General features: G+C 58.1%; 26 protein-coding genes. 6 read left to right on the plus strand and 20 right to left on the minus strand.

Annotated elements, in window-relative coordinates:
- Positions 1-21 precede the first annotated feature (21 nt).
- The 3 genes from treC (at position 22) to nrdG (ending at position 4804) form a co-directional block, all read left to right on the plus strand.
- Positions 22-1665 carry an alpha,alpha-phosphotrehalase gene (gene treC / locus AC1VYI_RS21975; protein ID WP_482882859.1) on the plus strand — a complete coding sequence of 548 codons (1644 nt, stop codon included), beginning with the start codon at positions 22-24 and terminating at the stop codon, positions 1663-1665.
- A gap of 376 nt (positions 1666-2041) precedes the next feature.
- The gene (gene nrdD / locus AC1VYI_RS21980) at positions 2042-4180 is read left to right on the plus strand and encodes an anaerobic ribonucleoside-triphosphate reductase (RefSeq protein ID WP_023310191.1); all 2139 of its coding nucleotides are present in this window, start codon (positions 2042-2044) and stop codon (positions 4178-4180) included.
- Positions 4181-4339: 159 nt separating this feature from the next.
- A complete protein-coding gene (nrdG, locus tag AC1VYI_RS21985) occupies positions 4340-4804 on the plus strand; it encodes an anaerobic ribonucleoside-triphosphate reductase-activating protein (RefSeq protein WP_047742993.1) in 465 nt (154 codons plus the stop codon).
- 3 nt (positions 4805-4807) lie between these two features.
- On the opposite strand, the gene AC1VYI_RS21990 is transcribed toward nrdG, so the two are convergent.
- The 14 genes from AC1VYI_RS21990 to pmbA all read right to left on the minus strand — a co-directional run bounded on the left by AC1VYI_RS21990 (position 4808) and on the right by pmbA (position 16133).
- Positions 4808-5092 (minus strand): type II toxin-antitoxin system RelE family toxin, encoded by a 285-nt coding sequence (locus tag AC1VYI_RS21990; RefSeq protein ID WP_047742994.1) that lies wholly within the window; start codon positions 5090-5092, stop codon positions 4808-4810.
- A complete protein-coding gene (locus AC1VYI_RS21995; protein WP_008501400.1) occupies positions 5082-5324 on the minus strand; it encodes a type II toxin-antitoxin system RelB/DinJ family antitoxin in 243 nt (80 codons plus the stop codon). Before AC1VYI_RS21995 ends, AC1VYI_RS21990 begins: the two co-directional genes overlap by 11 nt.
- A 77-nt stretch (positions 5325-5401) precedes the next feature.
- Positions 5402-7312 (minus strand): BglG family transcription antiterminator, encoded by a 1911-nt coding sequence (locus AC1VYI_RS22000; RefSeq protein WP_023310188.1) that lies wholly within the window; start codon positions 7310-7312, stop codon positions 5402-5404.
- Between the two features lie 22 nt (positions 7313-7334).
- A complete protein-coding gene (locus tag AC1VYI_RS22005; protein WP_047742997.1) occupies positions 7335-8471 on the minus strand; it encodes a lactonase family protein in 1137 nt (378 codons plus the stop codon).
- Positions 8472-8554: 83 nt separating this feature from the next.
- A complete protein-coding gene (dagF, locus tag AC1VYI_RS22010; protein WP_134866854.1) occupies positions 8555-9295 on the minus strand; it encodes a 2-dehydro-3-deoxy-phosphogluconate aldolase in 741 nt (246 codons plus the stop codon).
- Positions 9292-10410 carry a DgaE family pyridoxal phosphate-dependent ammonia lyase gene (locus AC1VYI_RS22015; RefSeq protein ID WP_059445136.1) on the minus strand — a complete coding sequence of 373 codons (1119 nt, stop codon included), beginning with the start codon at positions 10408-10410 and terminating at the stop codon, positions 9292-9294. The genes dagF and AC1VYI_RS22015 overlap by 4 nt, the downstream gene beginning before the upstream one ends.
- On the minus strand, positions 10394-11527 hold the full coding sequence (locus AC1VYI_RS22020) for an amidohydrolase/deacetylase family metallohydrolase (RefSeq protein ID WP_134866855.1): 1134 nt from the start codon (positions 11525-11527) through the stop codon (positions 10394-10396). The genes AC1VYI_RS22015 and AC1VYI_RS22020 overlap by 17 nt, the downstream gene beginning before the upstream one ends.
- 42 nt (positions 11528-11569) lie before the next feature.
- Positions 11570-12211: a DUF4310 family protein gene (locus AC1VYI_RS22025; RefSeq protein WP_023310183.1), complete on the minus strand. Its 642-nt coding sequence runs from the start codon at positions 12209-12211 to the stop codon at positions 11570-11572.
- Positions 12212-12224: 13 nt separating this feature from the next.
- Positions 12225-13001 carry a DUF4311 domain-containing protein gene (locus AC1VYI_RS22030; RefSeq protein WP_023310182.1) on the minus strand — a complete coding sequence of 259 codons (777 nt, stop codon included), beginning with the start codon at positions 12999-13001 and terminating at the stop codon, positions 12225-12227.
- Between the two features lie 22 nt (positions 13002-13023).
- Positions 13024-13323: a DUF4312 family protein gene (locus AC1VYI_RS22035; protein ID WP_006810338.1), complete on the minus strand. Its 300-nt coding sequence runs from the start codon at positions 13321-13323 to the stop codon at positions 13024-13026.
- 2 nt (positions 13324-13325) lie between these two features.
- Positions 13326-13688, minus strand: a complete 363-nt coding sequence (locus tag AC1VYI_RS22040) for an SFCGS family glycine-rich protein (protein WP_023293430.1) — start codon at positions 13686-13688, stop codon at positions 13326-13328.
- 10 nt (positions 13689-13698) lie between these two features.
- Complete coding sequence (locus AC1VYI_RS22045) at positions 13699-14037, minus strand: glycine dehydrogenase (protein ID WP_025911967.1); 339 nt, start codon at positions 14035-14037, stop codon at positions 13699-13701.
- A gap of 315 nt (positions 14038-14352) precedes the next feature.
- On the minus strand, positions 14353-14739 hold the full coding sequence (gene cybC / locus AC1VYI_RS22050) for a cytochrome b562 (protein ID WP_008501412.1): 387 nt from the start codon (positions 14737-14739) through the stop codon (positions 14353-14355).
- Between the two features lie 41 nt (positions 14740-14780).
- Entirely contained in the window at positions 14781-16133 is a 1353-nt protein-coding gene (gene pmbA, locus AC1VYI_RS22055) for a metalloprotease PmbA (RefSeq protein ID WP_023310180.1), read from the minus strand.
- 95 nt (positions 16134-16228) lie between these two features.
- On the opposite strand from pmbA, the gene yjgA reads away from it, so the two are divergent.
- On the plus strand, positions 16229-16780 hold the full coding sequence (yjgA, locus tag AC1VYI_RS22060) for a ribosome biogenesis factor YjgA (RefSeq protein ID WP_008501414.1): 552 nt from the start codon (positions 16229-16231) through the stop codon (positions 16778-16780).
- Positions 16781-16874: 94 nt separating this feature from the next.
- Here the strand turns inward: yjgA and mpl are convergent, their stop codons facing one another.
- The gene (mpl, locus tag AC1VYI_RS22065) at positions 16875-18254 is read right to left on the minus strand and encodes a UDP-N-acetylmuramate:L-alanyl-gamma-D-glutamyl-meso-diaminopimelate ligase (RefSeq protein WP_023310179.1); all 1380 of its coding nucleotides are present in this window, start codon (positions 18252-18254) and stop codon (positions 16875-16877) included.
- 197 nt (positions 18255-18451) lie between these two features.
- Between mpl and fbp the strand changes: the two genes are divergently transcribed.
- On the plus strand, positions 18452-19450 hold the full coding sequence (gene fbp / locus AC1VYI_RS22070; protein ID WP_023310178.1) for a class 1 fructose-bisphosphatase: 999 nt from the start codon (positions 18452-18454) through the stop codon (positions 19448-19450).
- 150 nt (positions 19451-19600) lie between these two features.
- Complete coding sequence (locus AC1VYI_RS22075) at positions 19601-19957, plus strand: helix-turn-helix domain-containing protein (RefSeq protein WP_023310177.1); 357 nt, start codon at positions 19601-19603, stop codon at positions 19955-19957.
- Here AC1VYI_RS22075 and AC1VYI_RS22080 read toward each other — a convergent pair.
- From AC1VYI_RS22080 to ytfQ, 5 genes are all read right to left on the minus strand, one after another.
- The gene (locus AC1VYI_RS22080; protein WP_134866856.1) at positions 19929-21500 is read right to left on the minus strand and encodes a methyl-accepting chemotaxis protein; all 1572 of its coding nucleotides are present in this window, start codon (positions 21498-21500) and stop codon (positions 19929-19931) included. The two genes, AC1VYI_RS22075 and AC1VYI_RS22080, sit on opposite strands and share 29 nt — an antisense overlap.
- Positions 21501-21593: 93 nt before the next feature.
- Entirely contained in the window at positions 21594-22595 is a 1002-nt protein-coding gene (gene yjfF / locus AC1VYI_RS22085) for a galactofuranose ABC transporter, permease protein YjfF (protein WP_134866857.1), read from the minus strand.
- Positions 22582-23607, minus strand: a complete 1026-nt coding sequence (gene ytfT / locus AC1VYI_RS22090) for a galactofuranose ABC transporter, ATP-binding protein YtfT (RefSeq protein ID WP_029741734.1) — start codon at positions 23605-23607, stop codon at positions 22582-22584. Before ytfT ends, yjfF begins: the two co-directional genes overlap by 14 nt.
- Before the next feature lie 10 nt (positions 23608-23617).
- Positions 23618-25120: a galactofuranose ABC transporter, ATP-binding protein YtfR gene (gene ytfR, locus AC1VYI_RS22095; protein WP_134866858.1), complete on the minus strand. Its 1503-nt coding sequence runs from the start codon at positions 25118-25120 to the stop codon at positions 23618-23620.
- Between the two features lie 105 nt (positions 25121-25225).
- Positions 25226-26182 (minus strand): galactofuranose ABC transporter substrate-binding protein YtfQ, encoded by a 957-nt coding sequence (gene ytfQ, locus AC1VYI_RS22100; RefSeq protein ID WP_045402315.1) that lies wholly within the window; start codon positions 26180-26182, stop codon positions 25226-25228.
- Positions 26183-26417: the final 235 nt, after the last annotated feature.

Genomic DNA, 26417 nt, shown 5'->3' on the forward strand with positions numbered 1-26417 from the left:
TCGCATTTGCAGGAACGCATTATGAATACCCTTCCTCACTGGTGGCAGAACGGCGTCATCTATCAGATTTACCCAAAGAGTTTCCAGGACACCACCGGCAGCGGCACCGGCGATCTGCGCGGCGTGACGAAGCGTCTGGACTACCTGAAAATCCTCGGCATCGACGCCATCTGGCTGACGCCATTTTATATCTCCCCGCAGGTGGATAACGGTTACGACGTGGCGAATTACACCGCCATCGATCCGGCCTACGGCACGCTGGATGATTTCGACGAGCTGGTTGCCCGGGCGCACGAGCGCGGCATCCGCATCGTGCTGGATATGGTGTTTAACCACACCTCCACGCAGCACGCCTGGTTCCGCGAGTCGCTGAACAAAGCGAGCCCGTACCGCCAGTTCTACATCTGGCGCGACGGCACGCCGGAGCAGCTTCCCAACAACTGGCGCTCCAAGTTTGGCGGCAACGCCTGGCGCTGGCACGCCGAGAGCGAGCAGTACTATCTGCACCTGTTCGCCCCGGAGCAGGCGGACCTCAACTGGGAAAACCCTGAAGTGCGCGCCGAGCTGAAAAAGGTGTGCGAGTTCTGGGCCGATCGCGGCGTGGACGGCTTGCGTCTCGACGTGATTAACCTGATTTCAAAAGATCAGGATTTCCCGGACGACAACACCGGAGACGGCCGCCGCTTCTATACCGACGGGCCGCGCGTTCACGAATATCTGCAGGAGATGAGCCGGGACGTCTTCACCCCGCGCAACCTGATGACGGTGGGCGAGATGTCCTCGACCTCGCTGGAGAACTGCCAGCAGTACGCCTCGCTCGACGGCAGCGAGCTGTCGATGACCTTTAACTTCCATCACCTGAAGGTGGACTACCCCGGCGGCGAAAAGTGGACGAAGGCAAAGCCGGACTTCGTGGCGCTGAAAACCCTCTTCCGCCACTGGCAGCAGGGCATGCACAACAGGGCCTGGAACGCGCTGTTCTGGTGTAACCACGATCAGCCGCGCATCGTGTCACGCTTTGGTGACGAAGGAGAATACCGCGTACAGGCCGCGAAGATGCTCGGCATGGTGCTGCACGGCATGCAGGGCACGCCGTATATCTACCAGGGCGAAGAGCTGGGGATGACCAACCCGCACTTCAGCCGCATCACCGATTACCGCGACGTGGAGAGCCTGAACATGTTCGCCGAACTGCGCGCCAACGGCCGCGAGCCGGATGAATTACTGGCGATTCTGGCGAGTAAGTCCCGTGATAACGGACGAACCCCAATGCAGTGGGACGCGTCGCACAATGCGGGCTTTACCGAGGGCGAGCCGTGGATTGGCGTCTGCGATAACTACGAGACGGTGAACGCCCGCGCCGCGCTCGACGACCCGGATTCGGTGTTCTACACCTACCAGTCGCTGATCGGCCTGCGTAAAACCCTGCCTGTGCTGACGTGGGGAGATTATGAGGATCTCCTGCCGGAGCATCCTTACCTCTGGTGTTACCGTCGTCAGTGGCAGGGGCAGACGCTGATGGTAGCGGCGAACCTGAGTCCTAGGCCGCAGGAATGGCAGACAGAGGCTCTCAGCGATAAGTCGCAGGCGCTGATGAGTAACTACCCGGCACCGCAAACGACGTCACTCCGTCCGTTTGAAGCCGTCTGGTGGTTGCAGCAGTAACTTTCCCTGCCGGGTGCGGCTCAGCACCCGGCTTACTTTGCTGTTTTTGTTGAATAATTAATCAGATTTTTCTCGCGCGCCTTTACAATCGCTGAAGCGCCCGTCGTTTGTACTCTCGTCTTTTTACTTTGTTCTGCATCAAATAAATCGCAAACATGTTTGATGCAAATCACTATATGTAGCACTTAAAATGCACACCGACCCAACATCTTGTATTTATCGTCTACTATTCCAACAACAAGACGGCGCTTACGCTGGCCGGAATTGTGGATAACACGAGCTGGGAACGCGGGAAGTCTTTGGCCCGGCGGGGAATACGCCCGGTTATTACTTCTCCACCTCTGTGGATAACCTGTTTTCAAAAAATGGAGTGATCATGACACCGCATGTGATGAAACGTGATGGCTGTAAAGTGCCGTTTAAATCAGAGCGCATCCAGGAAGCCATTCTGCGTGCAGCTAAAGCAGCGGGAGTCGATGACGCAGATTACTGCGCCACCGTCGCAGAAGTCGTTAGCAGCCAGATGAACGAACGCAGCCAGGTCGATATCAACGAGATCCAGACCGCGGTTGAGAACCAGCTGATGGCGGGGCCTTACAAGCAGCTGGCGCGTGCCTACATTGAGTACCGTCACGATCGTGACGTGCAGCGTGAGAAGCGCGGTCGTCTGAACCAGGAGATCCGTGGCCTGGTGGAGCAGACCAACTCCGCCCTGCTCAATGAAAACGCCAACAAAGACAGCAAAGTGATCCCGACCCAGCGCGACCTGCTGGCCGGTATCGTCGCCAAACACTATGCCCGTCAGCACCTGCTGCCGCGCGACGTGGTGTCGGCGCACGAGCGCGGTGAAATTCACTACCACGATCTCGACTATTCGCCGTTCTTCCCGATGTTCAACTGCATGCTGATCGACCTGAAAGGCATGCTGACCCACGGTTTTAAAATGGGTAACGCCGAGATTGAACCGCCTAAATCAATCTCCACGGCCACTGCCGTCACCGCGCAGATTATCGCCCAGGTCGCCAGCCATATTTATGGCGGCACCACGATTAACCGCATTGATGAAGTGCTGGCCCCGTTCGTGACGGCAAGCTTCAACAAGCATCGTAAAACGGCCGAAGAGTGGCAGATCCCAGACGCCGACGGCTACGCGCACTCCCGCACCGAGAAAGAGTGCTACGACGCCTTCCAGTCGCTGGAGTATGAAGTGAACACGCTGCACACCGCCAACGGCCAGACGCCGTTTGTAACCTTCGGGTTTGGTCTGGGCACCAGCTGGGAATCACGCCTGATCCAGCAGTCCATCCTGCGCAACCGCATTTCCGGCCTCGGCAAGAACCGCAAAACGGCGGTGTTCCCGAAACTGGTATTCGCTATCCGCGACGGCCTGAACCACAAGTTTGGCGATCCGAACTACGACATCAAACAGCTGGCGCTGGAGTGCGCGAGCAAGCGCATGTACCCGGACATCCTGAACTACGATCAGGTCGTCAAAGTGACCGGTTCGTTTAAAACACCAATGGGCTGCCGCAGCTTCCTCGGCGTGTACGAAGATGAAAACGGCGAGCAGATCCACGACGGGCGCAACAACCTGGGTGTTATCAGCCTGAACCTGCCGCGCATCGCGCTGGAGGCGAAAGGCAATGAAGCGGAATTCTGGACGCTGCTGGACGAGCGTCTGCAGCTGGCGCGTAAGGCGCTGATGACCCGCATTGCGCGCCTTGAAGGGGTCAAAGCCCGCGTCGCGCCGATCCTCTATATGGAAGGAGCCTGCGGAGTGCGCCTGAAAGCGGACGATGACGTGTCTGAGATCTTCAAAAACGGCCGCGCGTCGATTTCGCTGGGCTACATCGGTATTCACGAGACCATCAACGCATTGGCGGGCGATACGCATATGTACGACAGCGAGGCCCTGCGCGAAAAAGGCATCGCCATCGTTCAGCGCCTGCGCGACGCGGTTGATCAGTGGAAAGAGGAAACCGGCTACGGGTTTAGCCTCTACAGTACGCCGAGCGAGAACCTGTGCGACCGCTTCTGCCGTCTGGACACCGCCGAGTTCGGGATTGTGGAAGGCGTGACCGACAAAGGGTATTACACCAACAGCTTCCACCTCGACGTGGAGAAAAAGGTGAACCCGTACGACAAGATCGACTTCGAAGCGGCGTATCCGCCGATCGCCAGCGGCGGCTTCATCTGCTACGGCGAGTACCCGAACATTCAGCACAACCTGAAGGCGCTGGAAGACGTGTGGGATTACAGCTATCAGCACGTGCCGTATTACGGGACCAACACGCCAATCGACGAGTGCTACGAGTGCGGCTTTACCGGCGAGTTTGAGTGTACGAGCAAAGGCTTTACCTGCCCGAAATGCGGCAACCACGATGCGGCTCGCGTCTCCGTGACCCGTCGCGTATGCGGATATCTCGGCAGCCCGGACGCGCGTCCGTTTAACGCCGGCAAGCAGGAAGAGGTGAAGCGTCGCGTGAAGCATTTGGGGAATGGGCAGATCGGGTAAGTTCTGCGCAGGGTTCTACCCCTCACCCTACCCCTCTCCCTCAAGGGAGAGGGGACCGATCGAGCACATTGTTATTCCGGCCGCCGGTTTTCTCCCTCTCCCTGTGGGAGAGGGTCGGGGTGAGGGCATCAGCGCGCACAAATTCTCTGGACATTTTCTATGCGATATCATCAATACTACCCCGTCGACATCGTCAACGGTCCCGGCACCCGCTGCACCCTGTTCGTCTCAGGCTGCGTCCACGAATGCCCCGGCTGCTATAACAAAAGCACCTGGCGCCTGAATTCCGGCATGCCGTTCACCGCCGAAATGGAAGACCGGATCGTCAACGACCTTAACGACACGCGCATCAAACGCCAGGGGATCTCGCTCTCCGGCGGCGACCCCCTGCACCCGCAAAACGTGCCGGATATCCTGAAGCTGGTGAAGCGCATTCGGGGAGAGTGTCCGGGAAAAGATATCTGGGTCTGGACAGGCTACAGGCTGGATGAGCTGAACGCGCAGCAAATGGAAGTGGTGGATCTGATTAACGTCCTGGTTGACGGCAAGTTTGTGCAAGATTTAAAAGACCCGGCGCTCATCTGGCGCGGCAGCAGCAATCAGGTTGTGCACCATTTACGATGATCGCTAAAGCCGTTTGTTTGCATCATGATAAACGGCTGATTTCTCTCGCTTACCGATAGCGATAACAAATACCGTTACAACGTTGTCCTGAACCTGATAGACCAAACGATAACCCTGCGTTCTGAGTTTTATTTTGTAGCAATCCGGCAGACCATGCAGGCGGGCCGATTCGACCCTGGGGTTCACCAGCACGTCCGCAAGTTTCTTCTTAAACTGGCCTTTTACAGTCTGCCCCAGCTTGCTCCACTCCTTTAACGCCCTCGGGTCAAATGCCAGTTCATAAGTCATCCAGACTAACCTTGATTCCCTTTTGCGGATTCGCCAGTCGCTCCCGGACCGTCTGTATCAGCGCATCTTCGCTGTCGCTAATCGTGACCGTTTTCACCGGCATACGTCCCGTCTCCGCGACGTACTGAAACAGTAATCGCACGGCTTCCGTTGGGGTGATATTGAGTTTTTCCAGCACGGCATAAGCCTCGTTTTTGAGTTTGTCATCCAGACGGACGTTCAGCGTGGCCATTATGCCTCCGGTAAAATCGAATGTGTAATGCAGTTTAGCATTACATTCGCATTACATCGAATTCTGGATAACGCCTCTCAAAACCGACTCAAACTCTCCATTGCCACCGCCTTAAATTCGGCAAAGTCACTGCAGCTACAGAGCCGCGACATCGCCCGTTCACGCAGGAAGGTGACGAAGATATCGTAAATCGCCATCGCCTCTTCGTATTCGCTTTTGCTGATGGCGAGCAGGAAGATGACGTGCGCGGTTTCGTCGCCCCACTGTACGCCGTGCGGGGCGAGGACGGTATAGACCACGGTTTTCTGCGCTAAAAGGCCGAGGGAGTGCGGCAGCGCGATGCCGTCGCCGAGCATGGTGCTGACGATGGCTTCACGCTCAACGACCGAATCCAGGAACTCCGCGCCGACAAACCCCTCGCCTTCAAGCTGCGCGCACAGCTCGCGAAACAGCGTTTGCTGGTCAACGGGCTTGTCGATAATGCGGAAATGGGCCGCGTCGAAGTATTTATCCAGCATCCACGGGCGGGTGCGGTCCACCAGCACCAGCTTGCCGATCTGCTCTAACTGGTAATCGGTCGGGAACGGGGCGATCGTCACCACCGGTTTGGACTTTTCGCTGACGCGGGCGGTGGCGATCACAAAGTCTTCGCTAATCGTTTCCGCCAGCTCGTACTCGCGCAGGGTGAGCGTGCGGGCCACCTCAATTTGCGGGTACTTGCGCTGTAGCACCGCTTCAATCATGCGGACCATGGCATTACCTGCGTCGCACACCAGCAGCACGCGCGGCTGACGCTGGTAGCCGATGTTGTAGTGGCGCTCCAGCCCGACGCCGATATGCAGCACCAGGAAACCAATCTCGTTTTCGCTGATCACGTACGGCGTGTATTTTCCCCAGCTCGACACCGCCGCGAGGGTCATATCCCACGCCATCGGGTAGTGCTGCTTGATGTTATCCAGCAGCGGATTGGGGATCATGATTTGATACCGCACGCGGGTGATCATGGTTTTGATGTGCGTGAGCAGGTCCGCGTGCAGCTGCGCGTCGCTCAGCAGATTGTAGTTATAGTGGGTGTTGATATAGCGCAGGATGTAGTTGACCAGCGCTTCGTCGTCATCCGCGTTAATTGCGCTCGGGGCAATCTCCTGAATCTGCCGCGCCGCAATGTGCACGCACAGCCAGCTCTCCTCCGAAGGTGAAAGCGCTTTGCCCGCCAGCTGCTGGATAGTGACGGCGATATCCTTCGCCGCCTCGCGCACGTTCTCTTCCACGTCTTCGGCGTGGAATTCCGGCAGCGGATAGCCCTCGCTGATGCGCCGCACCGACACCGCGCAGTACAGGCGCAGGAACAGCTCGCCTTCGTCTGTCAGACGGATGTGATGACGCGTCAGCGCCTCGTGCAGCACGGGCACCATCTGCTCCGCCACGCCTGCATTCAGCGCCACGTCGGTCACCAGCGGGTTCAGGCTGTCCTGCTGCGCAAGCTCCCAGAGCAGATCGGTCAGGCAGGCGCGGGTCGACATCTCGCTGCCAAACAGCTTCATGCCGTGGCGAGGACGCGTTTCCAGCGTCAGGTTATAGCGGTGGAACCACTCGCGGACTTCGGCCATGTCGCTTTGCAGCGTGGCGCGGCTGACAAACCACTCGTCCGCCAGATCCTCAAGCTTAAGAGAAAACGCCGAGGTGAGAAAACGCACCACCAGATAGTGCACGCGCTCCGGCCCGGTCCGGGGAATACGCAGCGCGCGCGGGTGGGATGCCTGCAGCTGCTGGTAACGCTGGGCATCATCAATTTTGAGCTGATAGCCGTTGCCCCGGCTCAATATAAACTGCGCGCCGTGGCCTGCCAGCAGCGCGTTCAGGGCGGTGATATCGGCACGGACGGTTCGCGTGGAGACCGACAGCCGCTGCGCCAGCTCGTCCTGCGGCAGCGTCTCGTTTTGCAACAGATCGAACAGTTGCGCTAAACGTTGGTTCGGAAATCGCACGGGCTTGTCCTCTTATTACAGCTTAAGGTGAAATGACCATCTGGGATGGGCTGCCGACCGGGGTATAGTCTGGCTCGAAGCTCAATTTCCCGCCCTGCGCCACGCGGAAACGGGTGATGTTGTCGCTGCGCTGGTTCATGACGTACAGCCAGCGCCCCTGCTTATCGAGCGTCAGGGTGCGCGGGTAGTCGCCGCGCGTCCAGACGTCGTCCTGATGCGTCAGCGTTCCCTCCGCTGTTACGGTAAAGTGCCCGATGCTGTTATGCAAACGGTTAGCCACATACAGCTGTTTACCGTCGGCGCTTAATGCGAGCCCGGCAGCAAAGCTGGTGCCTTTGTAGCCTTCCGGCAGGGCTGAAAGCGTTTTGCCCTCTTTTAAGGTGCCGTTGGCGCTCACGGTATAATGGGTGAGCGTAGACGCCTCTTCGTTAATCAGCCACAGGGCATCGCCTTTTGGCGTAAAGACAAAGTGGCGCGGCCCGGCGCCTTTTGAGGAGGCGTTGATAAACGGCGGATCGTTCGGCGTCAGCTTCCCTGTTCGATCGTCAAAACGGTACTGGTAGAGGCGATCCAGCCCAAGATCGGTGGAAAAGACGTATTTCCCGCTCGGATCGGCGGCGATCATGTGCGCGTGTGGGCCGTTATGATCGCTGATGGCAAAGCTGCCCTCCGCTGCCGCTTCCGGCTTCGCCGCACCCGGTTCGCCCTGATCCTGATGTTTGTCCGTGGCATCACCCAAGCTGCCATCGGCTTTGACCGGCAGAACGGCAATCGATCCGCTGACGTAGTTTGCCAACAGCAGATGGCGACCATTCGGCGTCAGCGACAGGTAAACCGGCCCCGCGCCGCCGGAGGCCACCTGATTCAGCTCGCTCAGCTGGCCGTTATCCCCCACCCGCAGCGCCTGCACCACGCCCTGCTCCACTTCGCTTGCCAGATACAGCGTTTTGCCGTCGTGCGAGACGGCCAGCTGCGCGGCGTTCGGCAGCCTGCTCACCAGCGTTTTATTCGCCAGCGCGCCGCTTTGCGGGTCAACGGTAAAGCGGTACAGCCCTTCGCCGTTGGGATTATAGGTACCCACCCAGGCGTACTGCGTCTGGGCGATAGCGGCGGTGGCGAACATTGAGAGTGAAGCAACAAGCAGGGTACGGGTATGCATGGTGGCTCCTTCAGGTTTGTGCGGTTTGTTTTCCCTCACCCCTGCCCTCTCCCAAAGGGAGAGGTTTAGGGTGAGGGCAGATACTACTTCACCAGCTTCTTCGTCATTTCCAGCAGCGTACGCACGTCTTCCGGGCGCGTATCGCCGCTGGCTTTGTCGATAATCGAGCTGTAGATATGCGGGATGATTTTGCTCACGCCCGCGTCGAGGGCGATCTGCAGGATCTCCTCATAGTTTTCCAGATCGATACCTCCGGTCGGCTCCAGCCAGAAGTCGTGACGGGCGCAGGCTTCCGCCACCGCTTTGTACTCGTCACGGCACTTCAGGCCGCCCATCGGGAAGTATTTGATGGAGCTGCCGCCGAAATCCTTCAGCAGGGCAATCGCGGTTTCAACCAGCACAATGCCGTCCGGAGCGTTGCTGCTCAGCGGTCCGGTGGAGATTTTGACCATCCCGACGGTGCCGGTTGGAGAGACCAGACCGTTGACCACCGACTCATTCTGCCCCAGCAGCGCGCGGCTGGTGGCCACGCCGGTAAAGACCTGGTTAACGTGCTGCGGCTGCACCTGACGGGAGATTTCACTCACCATAGCAGACTGGTTCGGATCGCCCGCGCCCAGCCCAACGGAGAGGGCGTTCTCAATCAGCGCGGCGTATTCACGCATATCGGCAACGGCGCTCGCCACGTCCGGGTAATTTTTGGAGAGCACGCCCACCAGCACGTGACCTTCCGCCGCCTCGTAAATGGCGCTGGCGTTGGCTTTCGATCCTGCCAGCACGTTCAGGCAGACGCGGTCACGGTAAAAGTTAGGGGTCAGTTTCATGCGTTTTTCTCCTGTCCTAATACTTCGCTAATGCGGCGGTACACGATGTTCAGCTGGTCAGCATTCACGCTGCGCACGTCCGCCTCGATAATCCCTTCGTTGGCCTTGTAGCCACGGAAGTAAATGGCGTATTCGCCCTGCTTGAGCTTCGCCACCAGATCGCCCGTGCCGACGCCGGTCGTGGCTTCGTCGAACTTAATCTCGGTACGGGCGATATCGCGACCGGCGCTGTCCCAGACCACGCGCGCGGTCACGCCGTTCAGGGTGTTGAGCGCCTCGATAAACGGCGTCATCTTCGCCACCATCTCGGCCCCGCTCTCTTTGGTCGCCGTCAGGTAGTGCTCGATGGCGCAGGTCAGGCCGAGGATCCCCTCTTTACCCACCTTCATCGCGCGGCCAATGCCCGCGGTCTGACGCTTCACCCACTCAACGTACTGGGTTTTGCCGATCACCAGCCCGCTGGTTGGGCCTTCAATCGCCTTCGCGCCGCTGTAGATCACCAGATCGGCGCCGGATCGGTAGTACGCGTGCAAATCTTCTTCCGCCGCCGCATCGACGATCAGCGGGAGATCGTGCTTGCGCGCCACCACCGCCGCCTGCCCGACGCTGAGCATGCTTTTCTGCACGCAGTGGTGCGATTTGATGTAGAGGATCGCCGCCGTGCGCGGGGTGATCGCCGCCGCCAGCTGATCGGCAGAGCATTCGTTGGCGTAGCCCGCCTCCACCAGCTTGCCGCCGCCCAGCGCCACCATGGTGCCCACCGGCGCGCCAAAGTTTACGTTGTGGCCTTTCGGCAGGACGATTTCGTTGTTCTCAATCGGGGTCACGTGCAGGTTTTCCAGCAGCCAGTCGCTGTCTTTGACCAGCACCGCCGCCACCGACTGGGCTATGCCCGCCGACGCGCAGGAAACCACCGTCGCGCCTTCCACATCCAGCAGCTTCGCGATGTATTCCCCGGTTTTATTGACCAGATCCTTCATCTCGAAATAGTGATTCATGCCGTCCATCGCCGCCTGCACCACTTCCGGGCGCGGCGTGGAGACGCCCAGCGCCGTCATGCGGCCGGAGGTATTGATCACCTGCTTTAAGTTGTACTTCTCATAAATCGAAGGCATGTTCCGTGCTCCCTTGTTCGGTCATGTAGCCCTTGCCCGCGCGGATCGCGGCAAGCGGCACCAGAATGTGTTCAGCCTGCAGGCTGTCGTTTTCGGCATCCGTCAGCACCGTCGGCTGGCGTTTAATCGTGAACAGCGTCAGGTCGGCGTCGAGACCCGGCTGAATGCGGCCCTTGCGCGCCAGGCGCAGGCCGTCGGCGGCGTTCGCAGTCACGCAGTCAATCACCTGCGGCAGCGACATGCCGATGGCGAGAAACTTCGACATCACGCTTGCCAGCGAGCCGACAGGACCGTTGATGCGGTTGCGGCAGTAGATATCCGAGCTGATGGTGTGCGGCAGAATGCCCATCGCGATGGCGCGTTTCGCCACCTCAAAGCTGAAGCTCGCCGTGCCGTGACCGACGTCCAGACGCACGCCGCGCTTCAGGGCGGAGGTGATGGAGGCGCGCAGCTCGCCGGAGGGCGTCAGAATGCGGTTGGGCTTGCCGTTGTAGCAGTGGGTGATGATGTCACCGGAGCTCAGCAGCTCGGCAATTTCGTCGAGGTTCGGCGGGTTGTTGCCGATGTGCACCATCAGCGGCAGGTCGCCGTTCTCTTTCTGGATGGCTTTGGCGCGCTCCAGCGGCGTGATGCCGTTTTCACCGACCACGCTGCTGCTCATGCGCGCCTTCAGGCCGACGATAAAATCAGGGTGGCGCTTCACCGCCTGCTTCACCGCGTCGGCGTCGATATTCGCCATGTTGGCCAGCTCGTTCTGGGCAATCAGCCCCACGCGGGAGATATTCAGCAGGGCAAATACCTCAGTGGAGGCGCTGCGGGTGATTTTATAGAAATCATCCACGTCGTCGGCACCGGTACTGCCCGCGTCCACTACGGAGGTGACGCCGGTGGCAATACCCACGCTGTCCGGCTCGTCGTGGTAAATCGGGGAGTTCGGGTAACAGTGAACGTGGGAGTCAATCCAGCCTGCGCTGACGAACACGTCGCCGTTCAGCTCAACCGTTTTATGCGCGGGAGCGTCAATCTCGCCCAGCGCCGCGATCTTCCCGTCCTGAATGGCGATATCGGTCAGGGTATCGTCGGCGAGGCGCGCACGGCGCAGGAGTAAATCAAACATGAGGATCTCCTGAAAAGGCGGGCGCCGGAGCGCCCGCGGGTATTAAAGGGCGACCGGGAACAGCCAGCCCAACAGCATCGCGCCGAGAATGGCGCCACCGGTGATCGGCTTCTGCCAGATGTAGAACACCAGCGCCCCCAGCAGGGAACCGACGCCGATAGGAATGGAGGCGGTCATGGCGCTGAGGATAATCAACGGCCCGAGGAAGCGGCCGGAGGCGTTGCCCGCGCCCATCATCACGTCTGCGCCGTAGGTGGAGTTGCTCTGGTTGATGGTGAACTTACGCGCCAGGATGATGACGTAGCCAATCGCCAGACCAATCACCAGGCCGGTAATCAGCGCGGCAATGAAGTTGGTCACCGGGAACATGATCCCCGCGCCCAGCAGCAGCGCCGGAACGCCGAGGCCCACGCCGGTCTGGATGGCGCCGCCGATGTCGAGAATACCGACCAGCGACCCTTCGATAATACGGGCGAACAGGAAGCTCGCGCCGAACGCCGCCACCGCGCCGTAGACGCCGGTATCGATCCCCGCTTTTAGCATCGCTACGAAGGCCACTTCGTTAAACGCGCCGATGCCGTAGAGGTAGTACATGTGCGTCCCGGCGAAAACGCCGGAGGAGAGCAGGCCAACGAAGATCGGGAACGACCAGTCGGCATACCAAAAACCTTTATTCTGTTCCATTTAGAGGCTCCTGTTATTTACCGCTGAGCGAGTTGTGGATCATGTCGAGCCAGTTCGGCACGGTCAGATGGAAGGATTCGATCATCTTCATGTCGAAGCCGCGGAAGAAGCCGCTCAGCACGAAGAGCAGAACGATAGCCGCCATCATCACTTTGGTGACGTGGTTCCAGCCGCTCTCTTCCACGCCTTTCCCGATCAGGATCCCCAGCACCAGGCCCGGTACGGCGTTGCCCATGATCAGCTGCGCCGCGCCGCCGAAGATGGTGGCCCAGAAGCCCGATTTTTTACCCGCGTCGATGGCCGCCAGCCAGAAGATCACCGGCATCACGGTGTTCACCAGCAGGTTTGCCGCCGGTACCAGCACCTTCACGGCGGTGACCTGAAGCGCTGCCGGAACGGAGGAGGCGGTCAGGTTCAGGAAGGTGACGACGAGCATGCCAATCACGCCGCAGGCAATTGCCATTTTGCGCGGGTCGTGCAGCGTTTCGCCGACGTTACGGTTTTTGATCATCAGTGCAGCAGCACCCCAGTTCGGGATGATGCGGTGGTCAACGTCCTGTGTGAAAGCCCCTGCGGCCACGGAAGAGGCCCAGGCGTTAAAGAAGAAACCTAACCCAAAGGAGAAGTGGGACGCCGGATCCCCTTCACAGGAGTTCAGTTCCCCCAACGTACGAAACGCGCCCATACCCTGAGTGGTAGGCGCATGAAACATGCGTGCAGCCCCGGCTCCGACACCGACGCCAACCAGGCCGCCAATGATGAGCGATTTTATTAATATAATTAAGAACATCAGTCTGCCCTTTTATGAATAATCAGCGTTGCGTGACGAAATCCACCTGGTCAAGATTGATAGCGGTCACGTTGACGGTCACATCCAGCTCCACGCTGTAGGTGCGTCTTTCCCGGCGCAGAAAGAAGAACAGAAACGCTTCTTTTCGCACCGCTTCTTGCGCCTGAACGACCTGCACATCCTGTGGCTCAATACGCAGTAAGATATGCGGTGAGGCTTTCATCACCGCGGCCTGAACGTGGTTGAGCGCGTCGGCAAAGGCGCGCGCTTTGGCGTCGCCCTTCCCCTTCACTCTCACCGTGGTTGTGAACTGTTCTTTCATGCTTATGCGCCGTATTTCTTCTGCCACGCCTGCACCAGACGCTCGCCCAGCTCTTCTTTATCCATAAAGCCAAAGCCCAGCACGTTGCAGCCTTCGTTAATGGCGGTCACGCCCTCTTCCACGGAACGCATGCCGTATTTGGCCTTGTAGCCATATTTGGTTTGGGCAGTGATGGCACCCGCACCGCCGCTGCCGCAGAAGGAGATGCCGAAGGTGGCGTTTTCCGCTTTCATCACGTCGCCGAGCTTCATATCCGCTGCCATGCCCGGTACAACCACCGCGCGTCCACCTGCTTTTTCCACACCGGCAGCCACTTTCTGACCTTTACCCAGGCGATCGCCAATCACGACTGTAATCTGTTCCATGTGTTGCTCCTTAAAGGTTGTCTTTCGCGACTTCAAAGTGAACGGAGAGCAGCCAGGCTTCTTCATCAGGAAGATTGCCAAACTGCGCGACCACTTCACGGGCGAGCCGCATTGAATCCGGTGAAATTTCGTCAAACAGCTCTGCTTCAACCTCCGGCAGCGGCTCGCCGGTCACGGACCGGTGCGCCATTGCGCGCACGTGGGAGGTGAGCATCTGCTCCTGTACCGCATTGGGGATGATGTTGTTCCGGGCCAGCAGGGCATAAACCTGCTGCAGCATGGTGTTCGCGAGCTGTTCTGTCTGCTCCGCCTGTTCCCCAACGTCGTTCATTACCGCTCCGTTAATCACTGGTCTTACCCCGTTAATGGCTCTGGAATAAAACTAACGTTGGGGGGGAATTGTTTGTAGCGAGTTGTTTTCCACTTCGAAGTGGAAAGGCGAGCCGCAGCAGTGATCTGTGCCACATAAATGCGGTGAATCTGAATTAATCCCGGTATTTGCGTGATGAATATCACGTATTCCAGCGGCAAAACGCGCGCAAGGGAAACGAAACGTTCAGGCGTGGTGACGCAAAAATGTGATGGCGATAGGGTTTACTTATTACCGCGTAAAAAAAACGGGAGCCACTGGCCCCCGCTGGTTGTTTGTCAGATGCGCGATCGGTTAACGGTATTTCTTGTGATACGTGTTACGGGTCGTCACAAACTGCTCGGCCGCCGCCTGGGCTTCCTTCACCTTGCCTTCGTTAGCCAGCTTCAGCGCGCCGTCGATCTGGCCGACCAGCACGTCAAAGCCGTGGCGGTAGTCTTTCATCTCTGCGCTGTCTGCCGCTTTGCTTTCCAGCTTAGGAGGCGTCGCTTTTTGTGCGTCCAGCGCCGCTTCACGCATTTTGGTCAGCGCGTCTTTCATTTCAGCCGCATTGTCGGTTTTCTGCACCACCTTCAGGTTTTGACCGAGGATGCCCATGTCGTCTTCAAGATCGGCAGCAAACGCAGAAGAGCCAAGAACCAGCGTTGAAGCCGCGACGATCGCTAACAGATGTTTACGCATTGCTCACTTCCTTTTTTATTATTAAAACGCCTTTACGGATATTACTGACCGGCGATTTTCATTTCCGGCAGAAGTACAGAACCACACTGTATATTGCTACGTGTTTCAATATCGTTACCGACCGTAACGATATTGCGCCACATGTCCTTCAGGTTGCCGGCGATGGTAATTTCGCTCACCGGATACTGGATTTCGCCGTTTTCCACCCAGAAGCCCGCCGCGCCGCGCGAGTAGTCTCCGGTGATGCCGCTTACGCCCTGGCCCATCAGCTCGGTGACTACCAGACCGGTGCCCATCTCTTTCAGCATTTGCTCAAAGTTCAGCCCCTGTCCGGCAATGCGCCAGTTGTGAATGCCGCCAGCGTGTCCGGTGCTTTTCAGCCCCAGCTTGCGCGCGGAGTAGTTGGTCAGCAGCCACTGGGTCAGAATACCGTCTTTGATGATATCGCGACGTTCGGTGCGCACGCCTTCGCTGTCGAACGGCGTGGAGGCCAGCCCTTTCAGCAGGTGCGGATGCTCTTCGATGGTCAGCCATTCCGGCAGGATCTGCTTGCCCAGCGAGTCGAGCAGGAAGGTCGATTTACGGTAAACCGAGCCGCCCGCGATAGCGCCCACCAGATGGCCAAACAGACCGGTTGCCACTTCGTTGGCAAAAATGACCGGGGCCTTCATGGTGGAGAGTTTACGCGGCGACAGGCGTGACAGCGTGCGTTCGGCACACTCTTTACCCACCCACTCAGGAGACTGCAAATCCCCCAGCGCGCGGCCAATGGTGTAGGCGTAGTCACGCTCCATGTCACCGTTCTCTTCGGCGATCACGCAGCTGGAGAGCGAATGACGGGTGGAGCAGTAGCCCTGCAGCATGCCGTGGCTATTGCCGAAGACTTTGATGCCGTAGTGGCTGTTAAAGCTGCCGCCTTCGGTATTGGTGATGCGCTTATCGGCCTGCAGCGAAGCCTGCTCGGCGCGCGCGGCCAGTTCGATCGCTTCGTCCGGGGTCACTTCCGCCGGGTGGAAAAGATCGAGATCCGGCGCGTCAAACGCCAGCAGGTCTTTATCCGCCACGCCTGCGTAAGGATCCGGGGAGGTATAACGGGCGATATCCAGCGCAGCCTGCACCGTGCGGGCAATGGCATCCGGGCTGAGATCGGTGGATGACGCGCTGCCTTTGCGGTTCTGGTGATACACCGTGATCCCTAGCGCGCCATCGCTGTTGAATTCTACGTTCTCCACTTCACCATAGCGGGTACTTACGCTGATGCCGGTGGTTTTGCTGACCGCCACTTCGGCGCCATCTGATTTTTCTGAAGCAAGCATCAGCGCGGTGGAGACGGCTTCTTCCAGAATCTTACGCTGCGCTTCAACTTGTGAGGTTACTTTCATCGCAAATGCCATACTGTAAGAGAGAGTTAACTGAAGTCTAACAGAGAACCGTTTTTCAGTGCGCGTCTTAACTGGTAACATTAGCCTCTTTTTTTAAGGAGCCTGACATGACTAAGCAGCCCGAAGACTGGCTCGACGACGTTCCCGGTGATGACATCGAAGACGAAGATGATGAGATCATCTGGGTCAGTAAAAGTGAAATTAAACGTGACGCCGAAGAGTTAAAACAGCTTGGCGCGGAAATGGTAGAACTGGGTAAAAACGCGCTGGACAAGATCCCGCTCGACCAGGATCTGCGGGATGCCATTGAACTGGCACAGAAAATCAAGAAAGAAGGCCGTCGTCGCCAGCTTCAGCTTATCGGGAAAATGCTGCGTCAGCGCGACGTCGATCCGATCCGCCAGGCGCTGGACAAGCTGAAAAACCGCCACAACCAGCAGGTTGCGCTGTTCCATAAGCTGGAGCAGATCCGCGATCGTCTGATTGAACAGGGTGATGACGCCGTGCCGGAAGTGCTGAACCTGTGGCCGGATGCCGACCGCCAGCAGCTGCGTTCCTTGATCCGCAACGCGAAGAAAGAGAAAGAAGGGAATAAGCCGCCGAAGTCTGCGCGCCTGATTTTCCAGTATCTGCGCGAGCTGTCTGAGAACGAAGAGTAATCTCTTCCCCCTCACTCCGGCCCTCTCCCCGGAGGGGCGAGGGAGAAAACACGGGAAAGTAGGCCCGGTAAGCGTAAGCGCCACCGGGCTTTTTTTACTCTGCGGCTGCCGCTTCCGCTTTCTTCGCCAGACCGTCCAGCAGCTTCTGATGGATCCCACCAAAACCGCCGTTGCTCATCACCAGAATGTGGTCGCCAGGCTGAGCGGCTTTCACCACCATATCCGCGAGCGCATCCACATCCGCACTCCAGTGCGCAGGCTGAATGCAGGCATCGGCCACTTCCGCCACCTGCCACGGAATATGCTGCGGCTGCAGCAGGAAGACCTCATCGGCGCGTCCTAATGACGGCGCGAGATCGTCTTTGCAGATGCCCATCTTCATGGTGTTCGAGCGCGGTTCCAGCACCGCCAGAATGCGGGCCGTCCCGCCGACCTTGCCGCGCAGGGCGGCAAGCGTCGCCAGAATGGCCGTTGGGTGGTGCGCGAAATCGTCATACACGCTAACGCCGTGGGCTTCACCGCGCAGCTCCAGGCGGCGACGGGCATTGATAAACGAACCTAGCGCATTGGCCGCATCCGCAGGCTGAACGCCCACGTGACGCGCCGCAGCAATGGCCATCAGGCCGTTGTGCATGTTGTGCTCGCCCACCAGGCCCCACTTCACCTCACCCACTTTTTCACCGTCGAGCAGCACTTCCCACTCGGAGGCATCGGCGTTGAGCTTCTTCGCCTGCCAGTGGCCCTGCTCGCCCACCAGCTCCTGCTCGCTCCAGCAGCCCATCGCCATCGTCTGCTTCAGGTTGATGTCGTTTTCCGGCAGGATGATGCGCCCCTGGCCCGGAACAATGCGCACCAGGTGGTGGAACTGTTTCTGGATCGCTTTCAGGTCGTCAAAAATATCCGCGTGGTCGAACTCAAGGTTGTTGAGGATCAGCGTGCGCGGGCAGTAATGCACGAACTTGGAGCGCTTGTCGAAGAACGCGCAGTCGTATTCGTCGGCTTCGATCACGAAGAACGGGCTGTCGCCCAGACGCGCAGAAACGTCGAAATTTCCCGGTACGCCGCCAATCACAAAGCCCGGCTTGTAGCCGCAGGCTTCGAGGATCCAGGTCGCCATGCCCGCGGTCGTGGTTTTGCCATGGGTACCGGCAACGGCAACCACCCAGCGGTCGCGCAGGACGAAGTCATGCAGCCACTGCGGACCGGACATGAACGGAATATTGCGTTCCAGAACCGCCTCGACGCACGGATTGCCGCGGGTCATGGCGTTGCCAATGATCACCAGGTCCGGCTCTGGATCCAGCTGGCTGGCATCGTAGCCCTGAATTAACGAGATGCCCTGTTTCTCCAGAAGTGTGCTCATTGGCGGATACACATTGGCGTCCGAACCCGTCACTTCATGGCCCAGCGAGCGCGCCAGCATTGCCAGTCCGCCCATGAAAGTGCCACAAATCCCCAATATATGAATGCGCATACGTCACTATCCTTCTTCAATGTGGCGCACATTTTACTCACATGTTAGCGGGTGTGAAACGCATTTCAGGAAAATCCGTATCCTGCTGGCGCGATTCACCTCTGCGCTACTATTTGAATATTTGTTAAGATTGTTGGGCTTTAGTCGTTTTAGTGAACATACAATCGCTCTACTCACAAAGATGCAGGGAAAGTGTTATGAAAACGTTAGGTGAATTTATTGTCGAAAAGCAGCACGAGTTCTCTCATGCTACCGGTGAACTCACTGCTTTGCTGTCGGCAATAAAGCTGGGCGCTAAGATCATCCACCGCGATATCAACAAGGCCGGTCTGGTCGATATCCTGGGTGCCAGCGGTGCCGAGAACGTTCAGGGCGAGGTTCAACAGAAGCTCGATCTGTTCGCAAATGAAAAACTGAAAGCTGCACTGCGCGCGCGCGACATCGTTGCGGGTATCGCCTCCGAAGAAGAAGATGAAATTGTTGTTTTCGAAGGGTGTGAACACGCTAAATACGTTGTTCTGATGGATCCGCTCGACGGTTCCTCAAACATCGACGTTAACGTTTCTGTCGGTACCATTTTCTCCATCTACCGCCGCGTCACGCCTGTTGGCACGCCGGTGACCGAAGAAGATTTCCTGCAGCCGGGCATTAACCAGGTTGCTGCCGGTTACGTCGTTTATGGCTCCTCCACCATGCTGGTGTACACCACCGGTTGCGGAGTTCACGCCTTTACGTACGATCCGTCATTGGGCGTTTTCTGCCTGAGCCAGGAACGCATGCGCTTCCCGGAGAAGGGCAACACCTACTCCATCAACGAAGGCAACTACATCCGCTTCCCGAACGGCGTGAAGAAGTACATTAAATTCTGCCAGGAAGAAGATAAAGCGACCCAGCGCCCGTACACGTCGCGCTATATTGGCTCTCTGGTCGCGGATTTCCACCGTAACCTGCTGAAAGGCGGGATCTACCTCTACCCTAGCACCGCCAGCCATCCGGACGGGAAACTGCGTCTGCTGTACGAGTGCAACCCGATGGCGTTCCTCGCCGAACAGGCGGGCGGCAAGGCGAGCGACGGTAAAGAGCGTATTCTGGATATCGTGCCGGAAAGCCTTCACCAGCGCCGTTCATTCTTCGTCGGCAACAACCACATGGTTGAAGACGTTGAACGTTTTATCCGTGAGTACCCGGACGCGTAATGCCTCTCTACAGGGGAGCCGTTCTGGCTCCCCTGGTCATTTATATATTTTACCGTATAAGTGTTTATAAAAAACATGCTTTAATATTCACCACTGCTCCTGCATTATTTCCATAACAGTTTGACAGATATTTCGTGGAGCAGAATCGCAATGAAAAATTATTCCCGTGCTAATACCGGCATTGATTTAAATCTTATCCCTGTATTTATTGAAGTCGTCCGCTGCGGCAGCATGGCAAAAGCCTCTTTGCGTCTGGAGATGTCACGTCCGGCGGTGAGCCTGGCCTTAAAGCGTTTTAATCAACTCTTTGATGAACCGTTATTTTTCCGCAAAGGTTTATACCTTGAACCGACGGAAAAAGCGTTAGCCTTAACCAGTTCGCTGGAAATATTAATGGGTGATATTCACGATAATATTGCGGCAGTTAATTCCGGAAAAAATAAAACCCCGGAACAGAACGTACCGGGGCTGGGTAATATTATGCAGCGGTCTGAGTCGTCACTTTGAATGATGACATGGCTTCCATCAGCTGACGCGACTGCTCCTCAAGGGAGCGGGTCGCGGCGGAGGATTGCTGCACCAGCGCCGCATTCTGCTGCGCGGTTTCGTCCATCTGATTCACCGCAATATTCACCTGCTCAATACCACGGCTCTGCTCCTGAGACGCGGTCGCAATCTCACGCATCAATTTGGTCATGCGCAGCACTTCTGTTGCGATTTCGTCCATGGTTTCGCCAGCCTGCTGGGCCAGCTCGCTGCCCTCGTTAACGTGGGTCTGCGAATCGCTGATAAGCGATCGGATCTCTTTCGCCGCGTCGGCGCTGCGGCTGGCAAGGTTTCGCACTTCGCCCGCGACGACGGCAAACCCGCGCCCCTGCTCGCCCGCGCGCGCCGCTTCCACGGAGGCGTTAAGCGCCAGAATATTGGTCTGGAAGGCAATACCGTCGATCACGCTCAGGATGTCGGCGATGCGCGCCGAGCTGCCCGAGATATCGCGCATTTTTTCAATTACGTAGCAGACCATTTCGCTGCCGTGATCGGCCGTGTCGGACACCGACTTCGCCAGCTGGTGCGCCTGTTCGGCGTTATCGGCGTTGAGCTTCACCGTCGCGGTGATCTGTTCCATGCTGGCCGCCGTCTGCTCCAGCGACGTGGCGGTGGATTCCGTACGCTCGGCAAGATCGCGGTTCCCCAGCGTCAGCTCGCGGCTGCCGGTGTCAATCTGCGCGCTGGCATCGCGTACCCGCATAACCGAGTTCATCAGCGACTGTCGCATCTGCTCTATCACCGCGTTGAGGCGGTTAAATTCCTGGCTCGCGGGGGCATTCAGCGTATGGGTTAAATCCCCCGCCGCCACGTTCTCCAGCTGAGCGATCGAGGCCGAAAGCGGCTTGAGCAGCATATGGCGCAGCGCCAGCCACGCGAGCACGATAATGCCCGCCGTCAGCAGCGCGGCGACGATAATCAGGATCAGGACGCGGGTTTTGCTCGCCTGCACGGCGCTCACTTCCGCCTGACCACGCGCTTCGCTCCATTTCTGAAACGCCTGCATATCGTTATCAAACTGCTTCGCCACCGGAATCAGCGTCTTCTCCAGCAGATCGTAATACCCGTCCGCGCTCTGGTCATTGAGGGTTTTCAGCATCGGGTTGATCCCCTGCTGGTTATACGTCGCCAGGCTGGCTGACACTTTGTTGAGCAGCTGTTGCCCCTGCTCGTCAGCCACGCCGCCGTCGATCACGCCTTTCAGGGTTTTCTGAGCCAGGGCAACTTCCTGATTGATGTTTTTTACCGCCTTGGCCGCATCGTCCAGCATGCCGATTTCCATCATGCGGACGGCCTGGCCCGCCTCATTGCGCGCGCGCAGGATCAGCGTATAGCCTGAATTAAGCTGCACCATCTGCTCACCCTGAAGGTGATTAATACGCTGCAGTGAAGAAGAACTCTGTGTGAGGGCATAAATGCCAATGCCGCTGACAATCAGCAGCAGAAGGGTCATAACGGCCAGTAAAGAGAGCAAGCCGGTACGAATCGATAGCGTTTTAAGCATGATATTATTTCCGGTAGCGAGATATTTCTGGGCATAAAAAAAGAGTATCGGCCGCTACCGGAAAATGTTTAGACTTTAAGCAAATTCAGCGTGTTATCGCTCTGTTACCGATGTGTTTACGCGGGTAACAGGTGAGCTTTGGCGGTTCTCCCAGAGCACCGTAAGACCGCGCTGCAGGGCAATAAAAATAAACAGCAGAATGCCGATGGCGATTTTCGTCCACCAGGAGCTGAGCGTGCCGTCAAAGTTGATATAGGTTTGTATCAGCCCCTGGATAGCCACGCCGAACAGCGTTCCCAGCACGGTACCGACCCCACCGCTCAGCAGCGTGCCGCCGATAACCACAGAAGCAATCGCATCCAGCTCCACGCCCACGCCTGCAAGGGCATAGCCCGCCTGGGTATACACCGAGAAGACGATACCCGCCAGCGTCGCCAGGCCGGTCGAGAGCATATAGATGCGGATGGTGGTGCTGCGGGTGGAGATCCCCATCAGGTTTGCCGACGTGGCGCTACCGCCGATGGCGTACACCTGATTGCCAAACCGGGTACGGTGGGCGAGGAAGATGCCAATCACCACCACGCCCAGCATCAGCAGCCCCATCGCGCTCAGGCGGCCGCCGCCGGGAATTTTCCAGGCCAGGCTGGAGAGCGTGTCGTACACCGTATGGTTAATCGGAATCGACTCTTCCGACACCAGATAGCTCACTCCACGGAGGAAGAACATTCCCGCGAGGGTAATGATAAACGCCGGGATTTTTAACGCGTCGATCAGCAGCCCCATAAAGGCGCCAAACGCGCAGCCCATCGCCAGCACCAGCGGAAACGCCACCAGCGGAGAGATCCCCCAGAAGCCGATCGCCTTCGCGAGGAACACGCCCGTAAACGCGATCACCGACCCGACGGAGAGATCGATCCCGCCGGAGAGGATCACAAAGGTCATCCCGACGGCGATGATGCCTAAAAAGGCGTTATCGGTCAGGATATTGCAAATCACGCGCGTCGACGCAAAACCGGGGAATTGGGTGAGGCAGTAGAGGTACCCCAGCACAAACACGCCCAGCGTGATCATCAACGGTAAATTACGTTTTATCATGGCCACGGATCCCCTTAATGATGCTGACAAAGCGCGGCGACTGGACGATCAGCACGCAAAGCACGACCACCGCTTTCACCACCTGGTTGAGTTCCGGCTGGAACCCCGAAAGCAGGATCCCGGTGTTCATTCCCTGAATGATCAGCGCGCCAATCACCGAGAGCAGCAGGTTAAAGCGCCCGCCCATCAGCGACCCACCGCCGATCACTACCGCGAGGATCGCGTCCAGCTCCAGCCAGAGTCCCGCGTTGTTGGCATCGGCCCCGCGAATATCCGCCGCGACGATGACCCCGGCGATGGCGGCGCAGACGCCGCTCAGCACGTAGGTCAGCATCACCATCAGGCGGGTGTTGACCCCGGCGTTGCGCGCGGCGCGGATGTTGATCCCGACGGCTTCAATGAACATGCCCAGCGCCGTTTTGCGGGTGAAAAGCCAGAAGACAATGAGCGTGACCAGGGCAACGATCACCGGCGTCGGGAAGAACAGCAGGTTGCCGCTTCCGATCCACGCCAGGCTCGGCGAGTTAAAGGTGACAATCTGCCCGGAGGTAATCAGCTGCGCCACGCCGCGCCCGGCCACCATTAAGATAAGGGTGGCGACAAAGGGCTGAATTTTCAGCACCGCCACCAGAATGCCGTTCCATAATCCGGCCAGCACGCCGGTGCCTAAGGCCGCCAGCAGTACCACCGGCAGGCTGTGTCCGGACACGGTCATGGAAGCTGCCGTGGCCCCGGCGATAGCCATCACCGCGCCGACGGAAAGGTCAATCCCGCCGGTGGCGATGACCAGCGTCATCCCGATGGCCAGCAGCGCCACCGGCGCGGCACGGTTTAGAATGTCTATCGGGCTGCCAAACAGGCGACCATCCTGCACGATAATCTGGAAGAAATGCGGCGCGACCAGGCTATCAACCAGCAGAACAACCAGCAGCGCTGCGATTTGCGGCGTGCCGGTTGGCCAGCTGAATCGGCGCTTTGACTCACCGGTTTGCGAAAGCGAACGGGGCATCACGATTTACTCCTTATGCCGCGATGGCATTCATGATCGCCGGAACGGACATCTTATCCAGCGGGATCTCTGCCACCTGTTTGCGATCGCGCATGATGATGACGCGATCGGCATAGCCCACCAGCTCTTCCAGCTCGGACGAAATAACCAGCAGCGCCAGACCGTCCGCGCACAGGGTTTCGATAAGCCGGATAATTTCGGCGTGCGCCCCCACGTCAATGCCGCGGGTTGGTTCATCGAGGATCAGGAACTGGGGTTTGGTCAGCAGCCAGCGAGACAGCAGCACCTTCTGCTGGTTGCCGCCGGAGAGGAACTCGATGGGCTGTTCCGCGCTCGGCGTGCGGATACCCAACTGACGGATAAAGCGCTCGGCGATGGCGTTTTGCTCTTTACGGGGGATCGGGCGCAGCCAGCCGCGCTGGGCCTGCAGCGCCAGGATGATATTTTCCCGCACCGAGGCCGCGGCAATAATACCGTCCGTTTTTCGGTCTTCCGGGCAGAAGCCGACGCCCAGGCAGGAGGCCTGATGCGGCGATCGTAAGGTTTGCGGTTTGCCCTTGATCAGCGCGCTGCCGCTGTCGGCCGGTTTGATCCCGAAGATCACCTCGGCGGTTTCGGTTCGTCCGGAGCCCAGCAGGCCCGCCAGCCCGACAATTTCGCCCGGGCGGACTTCCAGATTAAACGGCGATATCACGCCTTTCTTGCCGTAATCGCTGAACGCGGCGACCGGTTTCTCGCTCAGCAGCGTGCGCCCGGCGCGCTGAAGGGCGTTGGTCTCCAGCTCGCGGCCCAGCATCATTTTGACCAGCTCGATCTGCGGCAGCTCGCGGGTTTCGCGGCAGCCGACAAAGCTGCCGTTGCGCAGCACCGTAATGCGATCGCTCACCTCATACACCTGATCGAGGAAGTGGGTAACGAAGATCAGGCTGACGCCCTGATCGCGCAGCTGGCGCATCAGGGTAAAGAGCATCTCCACCTCCTGGGTATCGAGGCTGGCGGTGGGTTCGTCGAGGATCAGCACCTTTGCCGAGAGGTCTATCGCGCGACAGATGGCGACGATCTGCTGCATCGCCACGGAAAAGCGGTTCAGCGGCTCGCGGACGTCGAGGGAGAAGCCGTACGATTCCATCAGCTTTGTCGCCCGCGCCTCCATCTCTTTGCGGCGCAGCAGACCAAAACGTCGCGGCTCACGGCCAATAAACAGATTATCCGCCACCGACATATTCGGCAGCAGGTTTACTTCCTGATAGACCGTCCCGATCCCCAGCTGCTGGGCATGGGCGGTGTTTTTGGGCGAAATGGCGTTACCTTCCAGCCAGATGGTGCCGCGGTCAGCGTGATAAACACCGGTCAGGGATTTAATCAGCGTCGATTTTCCCGCGCCGTTTTCGCCCAGCAGCGCCATGATCTCCCCGCGCCGCAGGCTGAAATCAACGTTATCCAGCGCCTTTACGCCGGGAAAGAATTTACTCAAGCCCTCTGTGCGGAGGATTTCCTGGTGTTGTTCAGTGGTCATGGTTTCCCCCTGCATCAAGCCGGATGACGCTGCGCTTATCCGGCCTACAAAAGAGCGTATCGTAGGCCGGGTAAGCGCAGCGCCACCCGGCATGTTCAGACAGGCTTAGTAGCCCATATTTTTCTTCTTCTCTAACTCTTCTTTCGCCGTGTCAGGCAGGTAGAGCGTAGATTTGGTGACCGTCACCTTCTCAGGCATCGTGCCGTCTTTCTTGAATTTCTCCAGCGCGTCGAATGCCGGGCCCGCCATGTTTGGCGTCAGCTCCACGCTGGCGTTGGCTTCGCCGTCGATCATTGCTTTGTAGATGTCCGGCACGCCGTCGATAGAGCCGGTGAGGATATCTTTGCCCGGCTTCAGGCCCGCTTCTTTAATCGCCTGAATCGCACCGATCGCCATGTCATCGTTGTGGGCGTAAACCATGCAGATGTTCTTGCCGTTGTTTTCAGCCTTGATGAAGCTCTCCATGACCTCTTTACCTTTACTGCGCGTAAAGTCGCCGGACTGAGAGCGGATAATCTTGATGTTTGGCGCTTTAGCGATGGCCTCAGCAAAGCCTTTTTTACGGTCGATGGCCACGCTCGCCCCGACGGTACCCTGCAGCTCAACGACGTTACACGGCTTGCCGTCGACCTGTTTTACCAGCCAGTCACCAATTAACTGCCCTTCCAGCACGTTGTTGGCCGTCACGGTGGTCATATAGAGAGATTTGTCTTTGACGTCGATGGAACGATCGAGCAGGAAGACCGGGATCTCAGCGTCTTTCGCTTCCTTCAGGACGGGTTCCCAGCCGGTCGCCACGACGGGGGCAATAAAGATGGCATCCACGCCCTGGGCGATAAAGGAGCGCACGGCTTTGATCTGATTCTCTTGTTTTTGCTGACCATCGGCGATTTTCAGGGTAATACCGCGTTTCTGAGCTTCGCTTTTCGCCACGTTGGTTTCTGCCGCTCGCCAGCCAGATTCAGAGCCGACTTGCGAAAAACCTACGGTTAAGGGAGCGGCCATCGCCATAGACGACATGGCTGCCGAAACGGCTGTGACCAGGAGTAAGCGCTTCCACATATGAACGTCCTCGTAGGGTGAGTTATTGTTGGTTAAAAGATGTTCTGCGGAATGACTATAGCCCATGAAATATGTAACGAATTGCGTTACATCACACTTCAGAAAAGTGAATAAAACGTTAATCACAAGTTTGTAATCGCTTTCATTTCGCCATGAAAAATGCGGCTGAGTTTATGGATTTTTCTGTCATGGAAAGGGTCTGAAAAGTGGAGAAAGCGGGGAGAGAAAGAGAAAA

This window comes from Enterobacter sp. QK-SA4 (genome assembly GCF_056856775.1).